Raw genomic sequence first — 20,529 nt, 5'->3', positions numbered from 1 at the left:
CCTCTCCCAACACCAATTGCTTTCTTTTGGAAATCAATAGCCATATCTTTGAAATCAAGGAAATGCAATATGCAAACTTGGCTAAACTCTATTGTTTTAGAAGGAAATTTGGTTAAACTGGCGCCATTGGAGGTATCCCATATCCCAGCACTTTTGAAAGCTGCTTCCGATAGAAATTTATGGGAGCTTTGGTACACGTCGGTACCTTCAGCAGAAGCAGTGGAATCCTATGTAAGAACCGTACTGACGGAACAGAAAAATGGTTTGGCGCTTCCTTTTGTCATTATTGACAAAAAAAAATGAACAAGTCGTATTCATAGAATTCTTTGCAGCTATCCTTGCTTTTGTTTTAGAAGCTTCGCAAAATTATAACTCGCCATTTCCAGATTTTTGGAAGTATTTTTCTTGGCATCTTCCAAATTACCAACACCATTTAGTATGGAGGTTACGTATTGAAGCCCCATGGATTCTATCTCTTCGATAGAAACATCAATTGAACCACAGAAGGCAGCTACGGGAATGTTCCTGGCTTTGGCCGATTGAATAACCCCAACAATGGTTTTTCCTGATAATGTTTGATTGTCAAGCTGTCCTTCGCCTGTGATAATCCAATCTGCACCCTCGATAGTATTATCAAAATTTGCAATTTCTTTAATCAAGTCTATTCCAGATAATAATGTTGCATTTAAAAAGACTTTGGTTCCTGCTCCCATGCCTCCGGCGGCTCCGGCTCCAGAGATTTTCTGAGCGTCTATCCCAAATTGCTCATGGATAATCTTCGCAAAACTTTTAAGCCCTTGGTTCAAATGAACAATATCATCTGCTGAAGCTCCCTTTTGTGGTCCATAAACATAGGCCGCACCATGTTTTCCATGCAGTGGGTTGTTCACATCACAAGCGACCTTAATTTCTATATTCTCGAGTCCAGCAAGCACCTTTTGTGAATCAATTTTTGCTACGCTATTAAGATTTTTCCCTATTGGCAGAAGCTCGTTTCCTTTTTCATCCAAAAATCGATAACCTAGGGCAGCTGCCATTCCCATTCCTACATCATTGGTTGCGCTTCCTCCTATTCCCAAAACAACTTGCTTGGCACCCTGTTCCATGGCATGGACAATCAATTGCCCGGTCCCAAAGGTTGTTGTATGCATACAATTCAGCTCATCTTTGGTCAACAATTTATAGCCAGAGGCTTCGGACATCTCTACAAAAGCAATTCCTTTTTCTTTTGAAAACAGATATCCTGATTCAATATCTCGGTAGAGCGGGTCCTTGACAATTGTTTTTATCCGACTGGCTTTTAAATAATACTGTACCACTTCCATGGTTCCATCACCTCCATCTGCCAAGGGTATTTGTGCAATTTCGGCATTGGGAAACGTCCTTCGCAACCCCTGTTCCACCACCTCGCAAAACTGTAACCCTGATAGAGATCCTTTGTATTTATCTGGAGCCAATACAAACTTCATGTTACTAAAAATAAGACTTCTTTTTTTGTCAATTTAAAACGGCACAGGTTTTGCACCCTCCAGCAAAGTATTTACCTTTAAAAAAACTTCAGTGATGAAAAAAATTGTTGCTACTTTTATTTTATTCAGTGTATTAACTTCCGCTATGGGACAATCAAAAAATTTCTTGGACACACCTTATCTAGAGACATCTGCCAGAGTGGACACCTTGGTAACCCCTGATAAAATCTATCTCAACATCACTATTCAAGAAAAAGATTCAAAAGGCAAGAAGTCAGTTGAAGAACAAGAGAACAAAATGGCCCAAAGTTTAAGGGCCTTGGGTATTGATCTAGATAAACAATTGGTGATCAAAGACCTGAGCAGCAACTTCAAAAAATACTTTTTAAGACAAAAGGATGTGCTTAAAAGCAAACAGTATTCGCTTTTGGTATACTCTGGCAAAAAGGCTGGAGAAGTTATGGTGGCTTTGGAGAAACTGGATATTGCCAATACTTATCTTGAAAAGACCGAATATTCCAAAATGGATGAGCTGGAATTGGAACTAAAATCCAGAGCTGTTAAAAAGGCCAAGAAAAAAGCAGAGGCTCTTACTGCTCCCCTAGGCCAAAAAGTGGGATCAGCCATTCATATTTTGGACACTTCAACTCCTTATTATCCGAGATATAACCAAGCTCCCAGAATGGAAATGAAAGCTATGTCTATGGATATGGCCGAAGCGGAGCCTTTAGATATTGATTTTGAAAAAATAAAAGTGGAGACCTCCGTCAATGTGAAATTCAAAATATCGGAATAGTCTAATCTAGTACAGATAATGCTACTTTAACCATACTCTTTAATCTGTTGGGGTTTGGATTGACTTTTGTAATAACCCGTAGTCCATTATAAAATGTGAAGAGCATTGATGCCGTATTTTCAGCATCAAAAGATGCTGGGAACTCACCATTATCTATTCCCTTTTGAATATAATTGGAAAACAGGGTTTCAATATTGAATTTGTTTTCATTCAATACTTGAAGTAATTTATCATCACCTGGAATGAGTTCCGTTGTTGTGTTTACCACAAAACATCCTTTTCTACAGGAATCCTCAATCGATTCTTCAATAGCTTTATCAAAGAGTTTTTGAAACCCGGCCTTGACATTCCTCTCGTTCTCGAAAAGTATTTTGAGCATATCCCCAGAAATACTTCTGTAATGTTCAAAAGCCCTGTTGAACAATTGTTCCTTTCCTCCAAAAGTATCATAAAGACTGGCTCGATTGATTCCCAAATGTGATACCAAGTCTTGCATTGAAGTGGCATGGAACCCTTTTTCCCAAAAGAGTTCCATTGCCTTGATCAATATTTGCTCCTCATTAAACTGTTTTGTCCTTGGCATATACTTTTTGGAATATTTATTCCAAATTTATTCAAAAAACTATACTTGAGCCAAGCCACCATCTACAGGAATCTCAGCTCCGGTAATATAGCTTCCATCCGAAGAGGCCAAAAATAGAGCAGTTGATGCTATTTCTTCTGCCTTTCCAAACCTTCCGAGCGAAACCATGGAAGGAAGACCAGATGCCATTTGATCCACATTTTCTTGTGGAACATTGTGTTTTCCATAAATTGGAGTATCAATAGGGCCAGGTGCAATGGCATTCACCCTAATACCCCTAGGTCCAAACTCAGCAGCCAAGGTTCTGGTTAAAGATCTTAAAGCGGCCTTGCTGGATGCATAAGCAGCCATCCCCGCAAAACCTTTTACATTGACTATGGAGGTGTTAAAAATAATGCTGGCATTTTCATTCAGATACTTGTATGCTGTTTTCACTGTAAATAAAGGTCCTTTAACATTAATATTGTAGACCTCATCATAGATTTCTTCAGTAATTTCATTGATTCCCTCCAAACGGAATACTCCTGCGTTCAGAAACAAAACATCAATTTTTCCAAAGGATTTTACTGTACTTTTAATTAAACCTTCACTATCGGAAATACTTGAAGCTTCAGCTTTAATCAAAAGATATTCTCCTAAGAGTTCATCTTTTAACGCATCCAATTTTTCTTGACTTCTTCCAGTCAATACTACTTTTGCACCTTCTTCAAGATATTTTTTTGCGGTCTCAAGGCCTATTCCACTTGTTGCTCCGGTTACTACTGCAACTTTACCTTCTAATTTTTTCATTCTGATATGATTTTTTATTTGTATTTTATTTTGGAACAATCATTCCGTATCAAACATAATTAATTATAGAACGATTGTTCCAAAATAGATAACATTTAACATTTGTTTATCTTTATTCTTCATAAAAACCATACATGAACCCTTCCTTTATAGTCGATCAAACTTTCGAGGGTCAAGACTTCACCAAGACGCCCCTAAAAAAAGGGGAATATGAGAACTGCATTTTTAGCGGCTGCAATTTCTCCAATGGATATTTGGACAATCAAAACTTTATGGAGTGTGAATTTGTGGATTGTGACCTTACCAATGCCAACATAAAGCACACTATCTTTAAAGATGTTCTTTTTAAGAATTCGAAATTGGTCGGTGTCCGTTTTGAAGATTGCAACGATTTTTTACTGTCTTTTCAGTTTGAAAACTGTAATTTGACCTTGAGTTCCTTCTTCCAACTCTCACTGAAAAGTACAATGTTTCAGGACTGCAATGTTACTGAAACTGATTTTTCAGAAGCTGTTCTGTCACAATCCATATTTTCCAATTGCAACTTGGAAAAGGCTGTTTTCTATCAGACCAATCTTGAAAAGGCGGATTTTTCCACTTCGTTCAATGTGACCATAGACCCTGAGCAAAATAGCTTGAAAAAAGCCAAGTTCAGCAAGGACAATCTTATCGGTTTACTTAAAAAACACGATATTGTATTATCCTAAATCGAAGAAATGTCCGAGAAACACTGTTTGGAATGTGGTGAAAAATTGATTGGCAGAGTCGATAAAAAATATTGCTCCGACCACTGCAGAAATGCCTATAACAACAAACTGAACAAGGACAGTAAAAACTTGGTCAGAAACATCAACAATAGACTTCGTAAAAACTATCGGATTCTGGCAAGCTTCCCCTTAAAAGACGGCAAGACAACCACCACAAAGATGCGATTGATGGATAAAGGATTCGATTTTGAGTATATCACCAATCTTTACACCACAAAAAAAGGAAGTACATATTACTTCCTTTATGATCTTGGGTACCTGCCTTTGGACAATGACCGGTATATGATTGTAAAACGGGAATGATTAGATTATTTCTTCCAATTTTGGGCACTCAATTTTAGCGCCGCAATCACTATATCTTTTCTACTTATCTGTCCTACCAAAATATCTTTCTTCATTACCGGGAGCCTACGTCTATTATGTTTGTCAAAAACACCGGCAGCATCAAAAATGCTCATATCATGTGGAATAGTCTGCACATTTTTAGTCATAAAACGCTCTACACTTTTATCCAATATGGGCTGATTAAAGTATCTACTTTCAGAAATTTGCTTCATGCAATCCGCTTCAGAAATAATCCCAACCAAAAAACCATTCTTGTCCATTACCGGCCCTCCAGAGATATGATGTTTGGCAAAGGCCTCCATCACTTCCAAAATAGACTGCTCTGGCGAAAAAGTGACCAATTTCCTCGTCATGTAATCTTCCACAAGTATGGGGGCATCATACTCTTTTTTAGAAGCATCCTTAGATCGTACGCCCTGAAAACTCTTGATTGCCATACCGTTAATTTTTGGGTTGATTGATTAAGATAGGAAATTTTAACGAATTATTTAAGTTTTTCGCATTAAATATGCGAACCTTTCATAAATTCATACTTTTATATGCCATATCATCTAAACTATGAAACTTTCCAGAACCCTCGCCTTACTCCTACTGATTTTAGCAGTGTATTGGAGTTACAAATCGTTAATGCCATCATATAAGGGTGATGCTGAAAATCCATCAGAATTATTTTCAACGGATAGAGCTTTGGCCCATGTCAAAAAACTTTCCATTGAACCTCATGCGGTAGGTTTTTCTGGACATGCGGCCACTCGAGGCTATGTTATTGCTGAGCTAAAAAAAATGGGGTTGGAAACAACGACACAAGAAGGGTATACCGCTGGGGATTGGGCAAATCTAAGCAAGGCCACAAATATTCTGGCAAGAATAAAAGGCTCTGGCAATGGAAAAGCGTTGCTTTTATTATCCCACTATGATAGTAATCCACATTCTTCATTAGGAGCCAGTGATGCCGCAAGTGGAGTTGCGACAATTCTAGAAGGTATCCGAGCTTTTTTGGCAGAAAATAAAACTCCTAAAAATGATATTATCATTCTCATTTCAGATGCAGAAGAGCTTGGATTGAATGGAGCGGATCTTTTTGTAAAAAACCATCCTTGGGCAAAGGAAATTGGACTTGTTCTAAACTTTGAAGCCAGAGGTAGTGGAGGACCAAGTTATATGTTAATTGAGACTAATAAAGGAAATGCCAAATTAATAGAAGAGTTTTCCAACGCCAATCCAAAGTATCCTGTCGCTAATTCATTGGCATATAGCATTTATAAGATGTTGCCCAACGATACAGATTTGACGGTTTTTAGAGAGGATGGGGATATTGAGGGTTTCAATTTTGCTTTTATTGATGACCACTATGATTACCACACAGTCTTGGACAGCTATGAAAGATTGGACAAAAATACTTTGGCGCATCAGGGTAGTTATTTAATGCCCTTGCTTTATCATTTTAGTGATGCCGACCTAAATAACTTAAAAAGTGCAGATGACTTCATATATTTTAACCTCCCATATTTTCGGTTGGTTTCTTATCCTTTTAAATGGATATGGCCCATGTTTGGCATTGCCTTACTAGCTTTTGTAGTTTTATTGGTTATTGGTCTCAAAAAACAAAAACTAACAGCAAAAGGTGTATTTCAAGGCTTTATCCCTCTTTTCGCAACCTTGATGATCAATGGCCTAATAGGGTACTTTAGCTGGACAGCCATTAAATGGTGGTATCCTTGGTTTAATGACATGTTGCATGGATTTACCTATAACGGACACCTATATATTATGTCATTTGCCATGTTTTCCCTGGCTGTGTGTTTTTGGTTTTACCACAAATTCCGAAAAGTAGATTTGCCAGACCTTTTGGTTGCACCCATTTTTTTATGGTTAGTAATTTGTGGCCTTGTGGCGGTGTACTTGCAAGGTGCCAGTTTTTTTATTGTTCCTCTTTTTGGAATGTTGGTAGCACTTATGGTGACTATTAACCAAAAAGAACCGAATCCATTTTTATTGTTGTTTTTGGCACTTCCCGCAATTTTTATCTATTCTCCACTTATAAAAATGTTTCCAGTTGGACTTGGATTAAAAATGATGGTGGCCACTACTGTTTTCACCACTCTTTTGTTTGTTCTTGTTCTTCCCTTTTTTGGACAGTTCAAAAACAAGAATCGTTTGGCTTATTTGACCATGTTCTTATTCGCTGTTTTTAGTGTTGCCGCCCATATCAAATCCAATTTTAACGAAAAACGACCAAAACCAAGTAGCTTGCTATATGTATATGATGCTGATAAAAACTCTGCCCAATGGGCAACATATGATCATCAGTTAATCGAATGGAATGGTCAATTTTTGGAAGATAAAACAGAAAAATCCAATAATACAGAATATAAAACTCTTGCCAGTAAATACGGATCTGGGTTCACTTACACCGCCAAAGCTCCAACAAAGAATATTGCGGTTCCATGGATCGACACAATAAAAGATACCATTATGGGTAACCATCGATCAATTGAACTCTGCGTCACTTCCAAAAGAGATGTTAACCGCTTGGATATTTATGCCAATCCTGTCAAATTTAATTCTGTCAAGGTCAACAACATTTCTCTTTCCGATAATTTTTTGCAGAAAAGAGGAAAAAAGTTGGTTACCCATTATATCAGTAATAATGATTATACTGAATTGGCATTGAGTTTTCCAAAGGATTCCATTTTGGAACTCACTTTTTATGAATCTTCCAATGATCTGCTCTCCAACAACGAATTTACCGTTCCCAAACGACCTGAAAACAGTATTCCTATGCCTTTTGTGCTAAATGATGCTATTTTAGTGATCAAAACACTAAGGTTTGAATGAAAAAATAGGGGTTTTTGGTTGTGGTTGGCTCGGGTTTCCCCTAGCTAAACATTTTGTAGTCAATACATATGAGGTGCATGGAACTACCACATCCAAGGAGAAATTGAAACTTCTCAAAAAAGATAAAATACACCCCTATGAAATTTCCATTTCCGCAACAAAAATTCATGGGGACATTGAAACCTTCTTATCCAATATTGATGTATTGATTATAAACATTCCACCAAAGCTCAGAGGTGCCAACACCGAAAGTTTTGTAGAAAAAATAAAACTGTTACATAATCAAGTAAAAAAAAGTAAGATCTCCAAAATCATCTTTGTAAGCAGTACAGCCGTGTACGGCAACATTAGTGGAGACGTGACAGAGGAAACACCGCCTATACCAGTTACAGAATCTGGCAAGCAATTGTTGGAATGCGAACAACTTCTTACCCAGGACAGCACTTTGCAAACAACCATTGTACGTTTTGGAGGATTGATAGGCCCAACGAGACATCCCGTTACCATGTTATCTAAAAGAAAAAATCTTACCAATGGTAACGACCCAGTAAACCTTATTCATCTTCAAGACTGTATCCACTTAATATATACTATCATTGAAAAAGGTTATTGGGGAGAGATATTCAATGGTGTCTATCCATTGCATCCAACAAAAAAAGAGTATTATACCACAGAAGCAATTCGAAGAGGTATTCCCGCACCTAACTATCTAGGCAGTTTATCCCATAAAAACAACAAAATCATCCGCAGTAAAAATTTTATGGATAAATCACATTATTTCCAAACATCAATTGTCACGTAGTTGACCATCACAAAATATGTTTTGACAACAATTAAGATAAAATTAAGTTAATTAATTAACTGATTTTTAATTGATTACAACTCCCGTCTTTACCTTTGTACTAGTATAATTATTTAATGTCATGGGAGATTCAAGGTTAACTACAAGAATCTTGATGGAGATGGAGAATTTGATTACAAAAAGTAGCAAAAGACAAAACATAACCTCAAGATTCAAAGACTTGCATAAATCTATTCTAAGGAAGCACTACAATGCTGCGGATGTAGAAATAGACTACGGAAAACAAAGAATAAAAATGGATGTGGTATTGGACGATCATGAGTATGATCCAAAAATCATAAATATGGTGGTATCTACCATGCCCTTAAGCCTTTACTACAAAGATTTGGACACCTTTTTAAAATCATGTTTAGTGAAGGATGTAAAAAGTTTGGCTTTTTATGCCCTATTGCTGAAACAACATACCAATGAAGATGTCTCCATGTTAGCTCTCTAAAAAATAGAGTCAAACACATTTCTCTTAATTCATATGGTATTCTTTAACAGCTTAGTACCGATAATTTTTTTAGTTTTGGCGCACCAAAAAACACGATAAATGAGAAAAATTGCGGTGTTGATACTTTTATTTATAGGTTTCAACGGAATTTCACAGAGTAACAAGGAGCTTTTAGATCATTATAAAGCTTACTATAATGAAATGCGATTGCAGGGAGATGTGAATGGAGTCATTAGTTCATTGACCCATTTAAATGTGCTTTCACCTTCTAAAGAACGTAGAGACACACTGGCCTTTGTCTATATGAACAATAGTCAGCACCTTCAGGCCCTGAACACTATAGGAATTGAAAAAAAGGCTGATGATTCTGATTTGGCGGTGCAGGTAAAAGCAGTTTCATTAAAAGCTCTCAATCAACCCAAAAGGGCGTTAGAGCATTTTGAAACGCTCTTTACAAGAAACCCTTCTGCGTATTTGGCATATGAATTGGCTGATCTTAAAATACAAACAGGAGACAATGATGGTGCTTCTACCAATATAGAATATGGTATTGCCAATGCTAAAGATGATCAGAAATACGCTTTCTATGAAAGACAACAACCGTATGAGGTTCCCTTAAAAGCAGCTTTTCATCACTTAAAAGGGTTGGTTATCTTCAACAAAGACAAAAACAATATTGATAGTGCCATTACCTCTATTGATGAAGCGCTAAAAATTGACCCAAATTTTAATTTGGCCAGTCTTAGCAAACAGGCATTGGAATCTAGAAAGCAAAAACAGGAAGGGCAAGAATAACAACTATTATTTTTCCTTCTTAAGCTCAAGAAGTAACAAGCTGTCTTTTTCTTTTTTCATTTGAATCAGTTCAGCAACATTTTCATTGGGTACTGCAATTGAAAGTACATAATGGGCAATTTTCCATTGCCCATTTTCTTTTTTTACTACCCCAGATCCTCTACAGAGTTTCATTTGGGTATCCAATAATTCGTCAAACCAAGCAAAGTTACCGGCTTCGTTTATATAAATATTCCGCTCTACAGCGGTAAAACTCCAAGCTTTCCCCCTATCAAAATAGGGTTTGGAAAATTCTTTGAATGCCTTGTTTTGCCAATTTTCTGTGGCATCGGTACCAATAAACACCCCATCTTGAGTCATTTTACCGAAATAAGCATCAAAATCAGCATTTGAAGCTGCCTGATGCCAAGTATTCAATAATTGATCGATACTTTCCTTTTCATTGGTTTGCCCTTTTGCCCCTAAAGCAAGAAAAAGCATTACAAAACTTAGTGCCTTAACCTTCATCCAGAATTAGTTTTTTGTCCAATTGACTATTTACAATCACATTGAGTTGCTTACGAAAAGCATTATACGCTTCCAACATCTTAATAGTAGGTTCTGTAGTCTCTCTATTATCCAAGATATTGGCTTTTACTTTTAACAAGTATGTTTTTACAACACGTTGTCTACTTTTTATCTGAAATTCATCAAAAACAGTAGGATGTTCTGATTTAGCCAAAAGCCCCTCTTTCTCTATGAGATCATCTATTGCCAAAACCAAATCTTCATTGTTCTTGGCTTTATACAGTACATCAAAGCTCGTGGTCAGGTCATTAAACTCTTTCCATTCTTTAACAATAGCAGTTGCTTCTGGGTTGATAGCAACCCTTTTAGGCATTTTTTGATAATTGAAGACAAGCTCTTCATTTCCATCATCTTGAGAGGTATTCTCTTTATCCTTACAGCTCCAAGAAACCATCAAAAGGATGATAATGCATGACAATTTTCGCATAAGCGAATGTACAAATTTTAATAAAGGCTCTCTTTATTTGTGAAAGCAATTAACTTCATTTTAAAACGTAAAAGACCAATCATATTCTAGGTGCCTACGATCAAATATGGGCTTCATCAATATTTAAGAATCACCCCCTATTGATGTCAGACTTGCCTCCGGTTTTTTTTAGAAGTTTAATGTAGTGGATCTCGACTCCTTTGTCAATGGGCTTAAGCATATCATACATGTTAAGGGCAACTATACTTGCCCCATGCATGGCTTCAACTTCCACTCCGGTCTTATAAAATGTTTTTACTTCTACCTTCACCAAGATTTCAAGGTTGTTGATTTCATAATCAATCCCACAAAATTCAACAGGCAATGGATGACAATCTGGAAGAAGGTCGGAAGTCTTTTTTACTCCCAAAAATCCCGCAGCCTTGCTCATGGCAAAAACATCTCCCTTGGGCACTGTGCCGGATTCAATAGCGTTAATGGTCTTTTGAGAACTAACTTTTACAACTGCTTGTGCAATTGCTGTTCTGTGAGTTGATTCTTTCTGTGTAATATCAACCATTTACTACGTATTTACTTTCCATTGATACGAATCATCCTCAAAAAGTTCTTTTCCAAAAACCGGAACTTGTGATTTTATTTCTTCCACCACATATTCAAGTGCCTCAAAAGCAGTGCGGCGATGTGGGGATGAAACAAATACAAATAGGCAGATCTCTCCTGCATTTACTTTTCCTAAACTATGATAAATATGCATACAGGTGATTTCAAATTTTGAAAATGTCCTTTCCCTGATTTCATAGAATTTTAGGTTCGCCATTTCTTCATAAGCAGTGTACTCAATAGCTCCAACAGTCTTTCCATCAATTTCATCTGCTCTCACCTGTCCCAAAAAGATATCATGCGCACCAATTTGAGTCTTAGATTGGTGTTTAGCTATAGCATCTGCAATAAAAGTGGGACTGACCGGGCCTTCAACAAACACATTCTTCTTCTTCTTTTCCATTGAAAAGTGAATTTTTGCTAAGGTAATTAAGAAAAATGAAAGGCAAAGGGGGTTTTACAGCCTAAGGGAACAACTATGTAATATTCAACTAATGTTATTCACTAAGTTACCTTATTAAATCCCCACAAACCTTAACTTTTAGTTTGACAGCTCCAGGGAGGTAGGCAAGAGGTATTGATTCTTTTGCTAGAATATTGATACTATCTTCAAGGGCCCCGTTTTTCAGCAGCTCCTTTTTTACTCTTTCGAGTAGTTGTTCCAAAGCCGAGTTTTCATCATTCTGTAGCGTGTTGATTACCATTTCCTCTTCACAACCTATTTGGGCAATGCAAGCACCAAATGCGTTGGCCACTTCCAAATGTTCTGGAAAAATTACGCTAGAAGCACCATTAATTTCTTTGGGCAACAAAAATGCACCACCACCACAGGCAATCACAGGAATTTCTTTTGAATCCGTTTTTAGTTTATCGACCAACTTTTCAATAGCCAATTGAATTTCATTTTTTACTACCGTTAGGGCTTCTTGAAATGTATAACCAGTATTTTTTTCCATTGCCTTACGCAAGGTCGATGGTTCTTCTGCCCCTTCTATTTTCAATTCATCATTTGCTATAAAAAAATCGGATAGTGTTGGTGTATCACCTCCAAAAGCCAATGCTTTTTCCTTAAGTTGGTATCCAACAGAATCTGGGCCAAGAATACATTGATTGTTAGCAAAACGAACAATAGTTCCACCACCGATTCCAACAGCAACAACATCTGGCATTCTAAAATTGGTAAGAACACCCCCTATTTGAGCTGCCTGAGTACTTTCCCTTGGGAAAAAGTTGACCAAAACTCCTCCATCTGAAGTAGTACCACCAACATCAATTACGATTCCATTTTCTACTTTAGAAAGTGCTCCCGCTCCACGAATACTGTTTGTAGGACCAGAAGAGATAGTGAGTACCGGGTAATCTTGCACCTGCTCCAGTGACATAAGGGTTCCATCATTTTGACCGATAAATAGTTGGGAGGATAGTCCCAACTCATGCACAGTATTTTTAAAGGCATCCACCATTTTAGAAGCTACCTTTTGCAGTGCAGCATTTAAAATAGCTGCATTTTCCCTTTCCAGTAAACCGAGTCCTCCAAGTTGGTGGGAACAACTTGTTCTTACATCACTTCCCAAAATTTCCTTGGCCCAATCAGCTACCTGCAATTCTTGATCAGGAAGTGTCTTGGAAAAAATACCCGTTATTGCTAAAGATTCCACTTCACCTTTCATGGCAAAAAGGTATTTTTTCACCTCTTCTTCGTTTAATGAACTTATCAATCGACCATCAAATTCATAACCCCCATGTACCATATAATTGTGCTCTCCCAACAGTATTTTTAAATCATCTGGAAAATCTGCCATCGTTGGTATGGAAACACTTGCAGGAAGACCAATTCTAATAGCTCCGATGCTGTTCAGTTCTTTTCTTTCCACTAGGGCATTGGTGCAATGTGTTGTACCCAGCATAATGTACTTGATATCTTCCTTAGGGACATCTACTTCGGAAATGACTACATTAATGGCATTTCTTATACCACTGCTCACATCTAATGTAGTAGTCTGCTTGGTTTTGGCCAATATTTCATTGGTATGCGATACCAGTACAGCATCTGTATTGGTACCCCCTACATCAACACCTATTTTGTAATACATATGTTTAATTTTTGTTCAATTCCTCAATGGGAATAAATTTTTCTTTATAGCCGAATTTTTGAGGACCTCCCAATGCAATACCTTCCGGTGTTCTCCATTGCACATCGGCTTTCATGCCCAAAACCACTACACGTGTGCCATATTGTACAGATTCTGCTGTTATGGGCTGTGCGTTTTCCGCATCAATAAGTACTATCAAGTCTGGTGTAATAGCCATGGGACGACCATCTTTTTTCGCCATTAAAAACTCATTTTGAAAATCCAAATCCATGAAGTTTCCTTGATTTTCATCCAATCCCATAATTTCACAAATACCCTTGTTCCATCTCCCTTCCGTTTTTATGGTTACTTTGCTGATTTTCCCAGTAAAAAGTTTAATGGCCGAAGCTTCTTTGATTAAAGAAGTAAGAGGACTAAGATTTTTATCTTTTGAATCTAGGATGGCTTCTCCAAGCTTTTGCGCATAGGTAACAATACCATGTACCGCAGCTTTCTTGACTTGTTTACCACTCATGGGATAACATCCAATGGCACAGCTGCCACCCATTTGAATTGTTGTTGCCCCTACAAGCGTTTCTCCCCATACATTATCAATGGTGTGGTATATGTTTCTATTCCCTTTTTCATCGGCTTGCGCTATTGGTGAAACAGGAATATTGTGTAAGGTGAAAGTGACCATTTCCAAACGGGGAAATGCTCTCCCCATGCCATCGGCATCTACTATAGGGATATTCTTTTCAGCAGCTACTGCAAATGGAATTACCCCATTGAGCCCACCCGCTTCGGCTGGCATAACGGCATCTATTTTTTTTCCCAAATATTCTTCCATCATTTCAAAAGCTTTCATGAATTCATTTCCAGAAAAAAGCTTTTCCACAAGTATCATGGGCGCTCCAAAAGCTGCTATGGGAACTATCAGCGCATCATCTTCCAAATCTTCCGCATTAACAAGGGATGCTTCACCATAAGTGTTTATAGCCTGTTTCACCAAAAGTTTTCCAATATAGGGATCACCTCCGCCCCCGGTCCCTAGAACAGTTGACCCCATAGCTATATATTCAATGTCTTTTGTTCCAATTTTTCGCATACCTATTTCAAGATTTTTTTAAGGATATAATAGATTATTGCCGCAATCACAATACCCAAAATATTTTTAATTGAGGAGTCCATAATCAACATAACTACCACCCCGGTTCCCCAAGAAATTATTCCTTTCCAGTTTACTTTGGCGGCTTCCTGTTGGTATGTTTTGGCAATGTAATAATCAGATATCATAACCCCGGCTATTGGGGTAATTGTGATGGTGAGCAATGTAATAAAGCTCATAAAGTGGGATAAAATTCCAACCGCAGCAAGCAATATACCTGCAATTCCTACCAGTAAAGTGGTTTTAGACCGGGAAGTTTCCCGTAACTTAAAAAGGTCATTAAAGGCCAATCCTGAGGAATAGATATTCATAACGTTGGAAGTCCATGTAGCAAGAATAAGAATCGACATTGCAAAAAATGGAAATCCCAAGCCTGAAAATATCTCAACAATGTCATATGTTCCTTGGGTAATGGCCAAAATTGCTCCAATGGCTAACAAGCATAACGCAGAAGGAATGATCCCGAAGATGGAACCCAAAACAGCATCCTTTTTAGTTGCAGCAAAACGATTGTAGTCCGGTGAAATTACCCCACCAACAGAGATAAAACCAATGGTGAGTCCTATAGCTTGCGAAAAAGGCATGCTACCCTCTGGTTTAAAATTCAGTATTTCTTGAAAACCATGGGTTTTAAAAGTAATAAACAAACCGTAAACCAATAACAAAACAATGGCTGGAACGGCCACATAATTGAGCCATTTCAGGTATTTAAACCCAAAAACTGCCGTAAGAACCATGATGATACCCCAAAAAATGGATGTTGCCCAAATGGGGATGTCTGGACCACCCATTTCTAGTAATATTTTTGAAAAGGACGCTCCAGCAATATTACTCTGAATTCCGAACCATCCCAAAGTAGATAGACCAATGACCAGAGCTACGATAACCTTGGCTCCATTCTCCCCAAAACTGCTCGAAGCCAATGCTACCGTTGCTTTTCTTCTTTCCACAGCAGCCATACTCAGCAAGGACATAAAGAGCACCACAAAGCTGAAACCAATAAGACCTGCCCAAATAGAAGTGCTGAAACTTAGTGCACTTATCAAAGAACTTCCTATGAGTAATGCTGGCACACTAACAATTCCTCCGAACCAAATACCGGCCAGACTATACCATCTTGTGTTAGCATGATTATTTTCCATATGCCTATGCCTTAATTAAGATGTAAATGAGGTTAGTGTCCTCTAAAACATTTCCTGCCTGAGCTTCAAACGCTTCCAGATAAACTACATCTCCAGATTTCAAATAACCTTTGATCGAACCATTTTCATGGAGCATTTCAATTTTTCCTTTTTGAATAATGGAAATTTCATAGCTTGGATGCCTTGTAAACCCAATTTCTGGTATTCTGGTCCCTTTTTTTAAGAAAACAGTTCCCATTTGAAACGCAGTCTGCTCTTTTTGAATTTGAAAAAGAGATTTGTTGTAATGCTCTTTTGGCAATGGATATGTAATTCTTTTAACTACCATTAGTTCACTATGATTCGATTGCCAAATTGATAGGGTTCCATAAACAATCCAAATTGTTCCATATCCTGTTCAGAAGGAGGTTCACAACTCCACTTTGTTGAAGGTTTCCAACCATATCGTTTTTTAAGAATGGCCGCTTGCTCCGCTTGTTTTAAAGCAGCTAAAGAAGGATCTATAACGGGCACTTTAAGCCTTTCCTGAATTTCATTAAAGAAACCAAATTCACAAGTACATCCTAATATGATAGATTCAGCAAAATCCTCGTTCACTGCTCTTTCGGCTGCTTTGAAAAGATTGTTGGCGGTAATTTTATGATTCTTTTGAAATTCACAGACATTCATACCAACATCACGGAAAGATGCCAAATGTTCCCCGTAACCATATTCTTTAATAGTGGTATGCATTTCATGTTCCCATTTTTTTTGTCCAATGATTACAGAAAATCTATTAGATAGTTTTAAGGCAACCTCTATTGACGATTGGCAAGGGGCAACTACCACCATATCGCCAGAAATTTCTCTTGCATCCAATAAACAAGGGTCGTAAAAACAACCAATGATCATAGCATCAAAGCCTTCAATTGAAGCTTGTCTTATAGCTTTGATCATGTCAGAAGCAACGATTGCATTGTAAGTTCTATATTCAAGATTATCCATTTGACCTACGGTTGATTGCAACGAGGTGACGTGTACTTCAGTATTAGAGAACTTATTCTCCTTGATCATCTCGGCAAAAAATGAATCGTAAGCATTAAAGCCAATGGGGTTCAGATACATAATTTTTATTACATCTTCCATATCAGATATTATAGAATTCCTTTGCTTCTTTTTTAGTGATATAGCCATTTTTCACATCCAAGAGAACTTTCTTCTCTGGGCGATTTTCGGGGTTTCCATAACCTCCCCCAGTTGCAGTCACGCATCTAACTATGTCTCCTTTTTCCAGAGCAATATTTGTCCCAAGGCTATGTCTCTCTTTCGTTCCATTTTTTCTGATGATCATGAAATAATTATAGGACCCATCATGCCCACCATTCATACCCCAGGTTTTAGTTTTTTCACCCAAAAACGCAGCTGTAACATGAGCTCCATCAGAAACAATTTTATAATCGACATACTGTCCATTGCCTCCTTGAAATTCACCATACCCACCTCCTTCATTATGAAAAGCATACTGTTCAACCTGAATACCATAGCGCATTTCGCGGATTTCTATGGGAATGTTGTAAGATTCACCGCTACCACAGGAAAGTTGCCCACGGTTTCCATCATGGGTAGAGGAAGCTCCCCAACCACCGGCCAAAGGTTCCGCCTGGATATAAAACTGCCCAGTGTCAGGGTGCATCCCCGAAATGAAGGTCGCACAAACGGAACGCAAATGCCCAGCAGGCAATTTATCTGGAATCATTGGTGCCAAAATCTTCCAGATTAAATCTATTGAAGTTATCAAAACCTCATAATAAACTGATACTGCAGAAGGTGCCTCAGCACTAACAATAGTTCCGGGCTCACAAATGACCTTCATAGGCCTAAATGCACCACCGTTGGCATCCATGCGTGGAGTGGTTATGGCTTTAAAAAGGCTTCTACAGCCGGTAACCAAACCACTAAAAGCTAGATTGGTAGCTCCTTTTACCTGTGGGTGCGAACCATTAAAATCGGCTATAAACTGATTATCCGTTACGGTAATTTTGGCTTTGATGGGAAATGGACCCTCACCAAAACCATTGTCTTCAACTTCGGTTGTTCCTTCGTAAACACCATTTGGGATTTTCTTTAGAGCCTCAATGCACATGCGCTCCCCATAATCGAGGAAATCTTCTTTGGCTTTAATAAATGTTTCCAAACCATACTTTTCAATGATTGAAATGACCCTTTTCGCACCCACCTCTGATGCCGCAATACCTGCATAAAGATCACCAAGAGTACTGTCAGGTAATCGTACGTTTGATTTTATCAGGTCGGCAATCGCTTCATTGATTTTACCTTTTTCTCTCACTTTTATGAATGGGAAGTGTAATCCTTCTTGATAAATTTCTGTAGCAACAGTAGAGACCGAACCCGGAAAGGTTCCTCCCAATTCAGTCCAATGTGCTTTGTTGACAGTAAATGCAACCAGTTCATTTTTGTAAAAAACAGGATATATTACTGAAACATCCGAAAGATGGGTTCCTCCTCCGGCATAGGGTGTATTGGCTATGACCACATCTCCTTCTCGCAAAGCATTTTCTCCATTGAACTTATCCAAAGTGGCTCTTACCACAGAATCCAGAGCTGCCAAAAATGCGGTTACCCCATTACCTTGGGCAAGTAGTTCTCCTTTGGCATCTGTAATGCCCACGGCATAATCCAATGATTCATATATAATGGGGCTCATGCTGGTGCGTTGCAAGGTTTGAAACATCTCATCACCAGCGGCTACCAATGCATCCTGTATGATTTCTAAGGTAAATTTTTCCATAGCTAGGCTTTTTGTAAGGTTAGGATCAAGTTGCCATACTCATCAACATTAACTATGTGCAAAGGAGTGACTAGGGTAGTTGTGGCTTTTTCGGCAATTACCGCAGGTCCTTTAATTTTCATTTTGGGTTCTAAGAGATTTCTATGATAGAAGGCTGTTTGTTGAATTCCCAAATCATCAAAATCTACATCTCTAGTATCAAAGTGCGCATCTTCAACTTTTTTACCCGTTTTTTCCAACTTTGGAAAATCAGGTTTATCAACCACCACTTGGGCCACTAAATGAAAGTTTACTAACTCCACTGAGGCATCAAGTTCGAAGGAATAATGCTTTTTATGTTCTTTATGAAAATGTTGAATTATGATTTCTAAAGGAGTAGTGTCATCAAAATTGGACAACAATACTTTAACATAGTGTTCTTGACCGGCATAACGTAAATCGGTATAGTAAGTGAATTTAATGTCCTCCTTGGTATAACCATCCGATTTGAAGTTCTTGATGGCTTCACTTTCCATTTCTGCAAAGGTGGATTGTATTGTGGTCCGTTGCTCCGGTTCTAAGGTAATCACATTGGTCCTTATGAAGTCCCTTCTAATATCTGACATCAACATTCCGAAGGCAGAAAATACCCCAGCGTGCGGAGGCACAATCAATTCGGATACCTGAAGCTCCCTGGCCAGGTCGGCACCGTGCATTGACCCACCTCCTCCAATGACCACCATAGTAAAATCTCGAGGATCGTAGCCTTTGTTTACCGAAATGAGTTTTAGCGCATTCACCATATTGGAATTGGCGATTCTAAGTATCCCCTTGGCAATGTCTTCTTTTGAAGTGTTAAGTTTCTCGCATAAAGCTTTGGAAGCTTTTTCAATACTTGGGTAGTCGGGTTCCAATTCTCCTCCCAAAAAATAGTGGGGATGAATCCGTCCGGTAATAATGTTGGCATCGGTAGTGGTCAGATTTTTTCCGCCACGTCCGTAAGCAGCAGGTCCCGGTTGAGCTCCGGAGCTCTTAGGGCCAACATGCATTTTACCTCCTTCATCTATCCAAGCTATGCTTCCTCCTCCATTACCAATCTCAACAATATCTATTACCGGTGTTTGAATTGGATAACCCGCCTCTGTCCTTGAATGCTCAATTTTATAATTGGTAGTTATTTTTACCTGTCCATTTTCTACTAAGGCGCATTTTGCTGTGGTTCCGCCAATGTCCAAAACAATCAAGTTCTTTTTGCCAATTACTTTCCCCAGAGCAATAGCTCCAAAAACACCACTTGCAGGACCTGATTCTACCATGGTAATCGGATTGCTCTTTACATCATTCAAGGTTGTAATGCCTCCATTAGATTGCATAATGTAAGGAGGGTCTTGCAATCCCTTTTGTCTTAATTTGTCTTTAAGCTGGTTCAGGTATTTTTTGGCTATCGGAAGGACATAACCCGATAGTACCGTTGAGCTAGTTCGTTCATATTCACGCCATTCTCTAGTTACCTGATGTGATGCAATAATTTCTATGCTCTTATCGAGCTTCAACAATTCTTCAACAAGCTGAATTTCGTGTTCAGGGTTTTTATAAGCGTGCAAGAGGCAAACCGCAATGGACTCAACGTTTTCTTCCTTACAGGTTTTTAGAATGGCCTTTGAAGTCGCCATATTTAGCTCTTTGATTACTTCGCCTTTGTAATTCATCCGTTCTTCTACTTCAAACCTCAAATGTCGTGGCACAAAAGGAGGTTGTTTCACAAAATTGAAGTTGAACAGGTCAGGTCTATTGCAGCGAGCAATTTCTAGCACATCTCTAAATCCCTTTGTGGTTATCAGGGCAGTTTTTGACCCCTTGCGTTCTGTAAGTGCATTGATGACCACCGTGGTACCATGAGCAAAGAATTCTATCTCTTTTAAATCTACATTTCCTTTTTCTATGGTATCCAGTATACCTTGCTCAAAATTAGAAGGTGTAGTATCCGATTTTGCAACTTTTACTCCTATTGGCTTGCCTGTTTTTGCATCAAACTCTAAGCATACCAAGTCCGTAAAAGTCCCGCCTATATCTGTTGCGACTCTCATAATATTATTAATAAATTTT

Annotated in this window: 23 protein-coding genes; 8 read left to right on the top strand and 15 right to left on the bottom strand. The window is 38.3% G+C overall.

Features of this window, described 5'->3' with window-relative positions:
* Positions 1-69: 69 nt before the first annotated feature.
* Positions 70-303, top strand: coding sequence for a GNAT family N-acetyltransferase (locus tag CRO15_RS04975; protein WP_097044647.1), 234 nt, complete (start codon positions 70-72; stop codon positions 301-303).
* A gap of 29 nt (positions 304-332) precedes the next feature.
* Here CRO15_RS04975 and CRO15_RS04970 read toward each other — a convergent pair whose 3' ends face one another.
* A complete protein-coding gene (locus tag CRO15_RS04970) occupies positions 333-1,469 on the bottom strand; it encodes a glycerate kinase (RefSeq protein ID WP_097044646.1) in 1,137 nt (378 codons plus the stop codon).
* A 94-nt stretch (positions 1,470-1,563) separates the two neighbouring features.
* On the opposite strand from CRO15_RS04970, the gene CRO15_RS04965 reads away from it, so the two are divergent.
* Entirely contained in the window at positions 1,564-2,265 is a 702-nt protein-coding gene (locus CRO15_RS04965; RefSeq protein WP_097044645.1) for an SIMPL domain-containing protein, read from the top strand.
* A 1-nt stretch (position 2,266) separates the two neighbouring features.
* Here the strand turns inward: CRO15_RS04965 and CRO15_RS04960 are convergent, their stop codons facing one another.
* A complete protein-coding gene (locus CRO15_RS04960; RefSeq protein ID WP_097044644.1) occupies positions 2,267-2,848 on the bottom strand; it encodes a TetR/AcrR family transcriptional regulator in 582 nt (193 codons plus the stop codon).
* 39 nt (positions 2,849-2,887) lie between these two features.
* Entirely contained in the window at positions 2,888-3,637 is a 750-nt protein-coding gene (locus tag CRO15_RS04955) for an SDR family NAD(P)-dependent oxidoreductase (RefSeq protein ID WP_097044855.1), read from the bottom strand.
* Between the two features lie 134 nt (positions 3,638-3,771).
* On the opposite strand from CRO15_RS04955, the gene CRO15_RS04950 reads away from it, so the two are divergent.
* Both CRO15_RS04950 and CRO15_RS04945 read left to right on the top strand, forming a co-directional pair.
* Positions 3,772-4,344 carry a pentapeptide repeat-containing protein gene (locus tag CRO15_RS04950; protein WP_097044643.1) on the top strand — a complete coding sequence of 191 codons (573 nt, stop codon included), beginning with the start codon at positions 3,772-3,774 and terminating at the stop codon, positions 4,342-4,344.
* A gap of 9 nt (positions 4,345-4,353) precedes the next feature.
* Positions 4,354-4,707 carry a DUF2116 family Zn-ribbon domain-containing protein gene (locus tag CRO15_RS04945; RefSeq protein WP_097044642.1) on the top strand — a complete coding sequence of 118 codons (354 nt, stop codon included), beginning with the start codon at positions 4,354-4,356 and terminating at the stop codon, positions 4,705-4,707.
* A 5-nt stretch (positions 4,708-4,712) separates the two neighbouring features.
* On the opposite strand, the gene CRO15_RS04940 is transcribed toward CRO15_RS04945, so the two are convergent.
* Positions 4,713-5,186, bottom strand: a complete 474-nt coding sequence (locus tag CRO15_RS04940; protein ID WP_097044641.1) for a CBS domain-containing protein — start codon at positions 5,184-5,186, stop codon at positions 4,713-4,715.
* A gap of 121 nt (positions 5,187-5,307) precedes the next feature.
* Here CRO15_RS04940 and CRO15_RS04935 point away from each other — a divergent pair, with 121 nt between their 5' ends.
* From CRO15_RS04935 to CRO15_RS04920, 4 genes are all read left to right on the top strand, one after another.
* Positions 5,308-7,587: a M28 family peptidase gene (locus CRO15_RS04935; protein ID WP_097044640.1), complete on the top strand. Its 2,280-nt coding sequence runs from the start codon at positions 5,308-5,310 to the stop codon at positions 7,585-7,587.
* On the top strand, positions 7,580-8,389 hold the full coding sequence (locus CRO15_RS04930) for an SDR family oxidoreductase (protein WP_097044639.1): 810 nt from the start codon (positions 7,580-7,582) through the stop codon (positions 8,387-8,389). Before CRO15_RS04935 ends, CRO15_RS04930 begins: the two co-directional genes overlap by 8 nt.
* Positions 8,390-8,510: 121 nt before the next feature.
* Complete coding sequence (locus tag CRO15_RS04925; protein ID WP_097044638.1) at positions 8,511-8,885, top strand: hypothetical protein; 375 nt, start codon at positions 8,511-8,513, stop codon at positions 8,883-8,885.
* A 99-nt stretch (positions 8,886-8,984) separates the two neighbouring features.
* Positions 8,985-9,680, top strand: a complete 696-nt coding sequence (locus tag CRO15_RS04920) for a tetratricopeptide repeat protein (protein WP_097044637.1) — start codon at positions 8,985-8,987, stop codon at positions 9,678-9,680.
* A gap of 6 nt (positions 9,681-9,686) precedes the next feature.
* Here CRO15_RS04920 and CRO15_RS04915 read toward each other — a convergent pair whose 3' ends face one another.
* The 11 genes from CRO15_RS04915 to CRO15_RS04865 all read right to left on the bottom strand — a co-directional run bounded on the left by CRO15_RS04915 (position 9,687) and on the right by CRO15_RS04865 (position 20,510).
* The gene (locus CRO15_RS04915; protein WP_097044636.1) at positions 9,687-10,187 is read right to left on the bottom strand and encodes a nuclear transport factor 2 family protein; all 501 of its coding nucleotides are present in this window, start codon (positions 10,185-10,187) and stop codon (positions 9,687-9,689) included.
* Positions 10,177-10,674 carry a hypothetical protein gene (locus tag CRO15_RS04910; RefSeq protein ID WP_133067204.1) on the bottom strand — a complete coding sequence of 166 codons (498 nt, stop codon included), beginning with the start codon at positions 10,672-10,674 and terminating at the stop codon, positions 10,177-10,179. The genes CRO15_RS04915 and CRO15_RS04910 overlap by 11 nt, the downstream gene beginning before the upstream one ends.
* 130 nt (positions 10,675-10,804) lie before the next feature.
* Complete coding sequence (moaC, locus tag CRO15_RS04905) at positions 10,805-11,233, bottom strand: cyclic pyranopterin monophosphate synthase MoaC (protein ID WP_097044634.1); 429 nt, start codon at positions 11,231-11,233, stop codon at positions 10,805-10,807.
* Between the two features lie 3 nt (positions 11,234-11,236).
* Positions 11,237-11,677 carry a molybdenum cofactor biosynthesis protein MoaE gene (locus CRO15_RS04900; RefSeq protein WP_097044633.1) on the bottom strand — a complete coding sequence of 147 codons (441 nt, stop codon included), beginning with the start codon at positions 11,675-11,677 and terminating at the stop codon, positions 11,237-11,239.
* A 106-nt stretch (positions 11,678-11,783) separates the two neighbouring features.
* Complete coding sequence (locus tag CRO15_RS04895) at positions 11,784-13,367, bottom strand: hydantoinase/oxoprolinase N-terminal domain-containing protein (RefSeq protein ID WP_097044632.1); 1,584 nt, start codon at positions 13,365-13,367, stop codon at positions 11,784-11,786.
* Positions 13,368-13,371: 4 nt separating this feature from the next.
* Complete coding sequence (locus tag CRO15_RS04890; RefSeq protein WP_097044631.1) at positions 13,372-14,454, bottom strand: DUF917 domain-containing protein; 1,083 nt, start codon at positions 14,452-14,454, stop codon at positions 13,372-13,374.
* Between the two features lie 2 nt (positions 14,455-14,456).
* Complete coding sequence (locus CRO15_RS04885) at positions 14,457-15,656, bottom strand: cytosine permease (protein ID WP_097044630.1); 1,200 nt, start codon at positions 15,654-15,656, stop codon at positions 14,457-14,459.
* 4 nt (positions 15,657-15,660) lie between these two features.
* Positions 15,661-15,984 carry a cupin domain-containing protein gene (locus CRO15_RS04880; protein ID WP_097044629.1) on the bottom strand — a complete coding sequence of 108 codons (324 nt, stop codon included), beginning with the start codon at positions 15,982-15,984 and terminating at the stop codon, positions 15,661-15,663.
* A complete protein-coding gene (locus tag CRO15_RS04875) occupies positions 15,984-16,781 on the bottom strand; it encodes an aspartate/glutamate racemase family protein (protein WP_097044628.1) in 798 nt (265 codons plus the stop codon). Before CRO15_RS04875 ends, CRO15_RS04880 begins: the two co-directional genes overlap by 1 nt.
* A gap of 1 nt (position 16,782) precedes the next feature.
* Positions 16,783-18,444, bottom strand: a complete 1,662-nt coding sequence (locus CRO15_RS04870) for a hydantoinase B/oxoprolinase family protein (RefSeq protein ID WP_097044627.1) — start codon at positions 18,442-18,444, stop codon at positions 16,783-16,785.
* Between the two features lie 2 nt (positions 18,445-18,446).
* Positions 18,447-20,510, bottom strand: coding sequence for a hydantoinase/oxoprolinase family protein (locus tag CRO15_RS04865; RefSeq protein WP_097044626.1), 2,064 nt, complete (start codon positions 20,508-20,510; stop codon positions 18,447-18,449).
* Between the last annotated feature and the right edge of the window lie 19 nt (positions 20,511-20,529).

It is taken from the genome of Flagellimonas pacifica (assembly GCF_900215465.1).
GTDB lineage: Bacteria > Bacteroidota > Bacteroidia > Flavobacteriales > Flavobacteriaceae > Flagellimonas > Flagellimonas pacifica.
The sequence above is the reverse complement of the archived record's forward strand: the minus strand, read 5'-3'. Positions and strand labels throughout refer to the sequence as shown.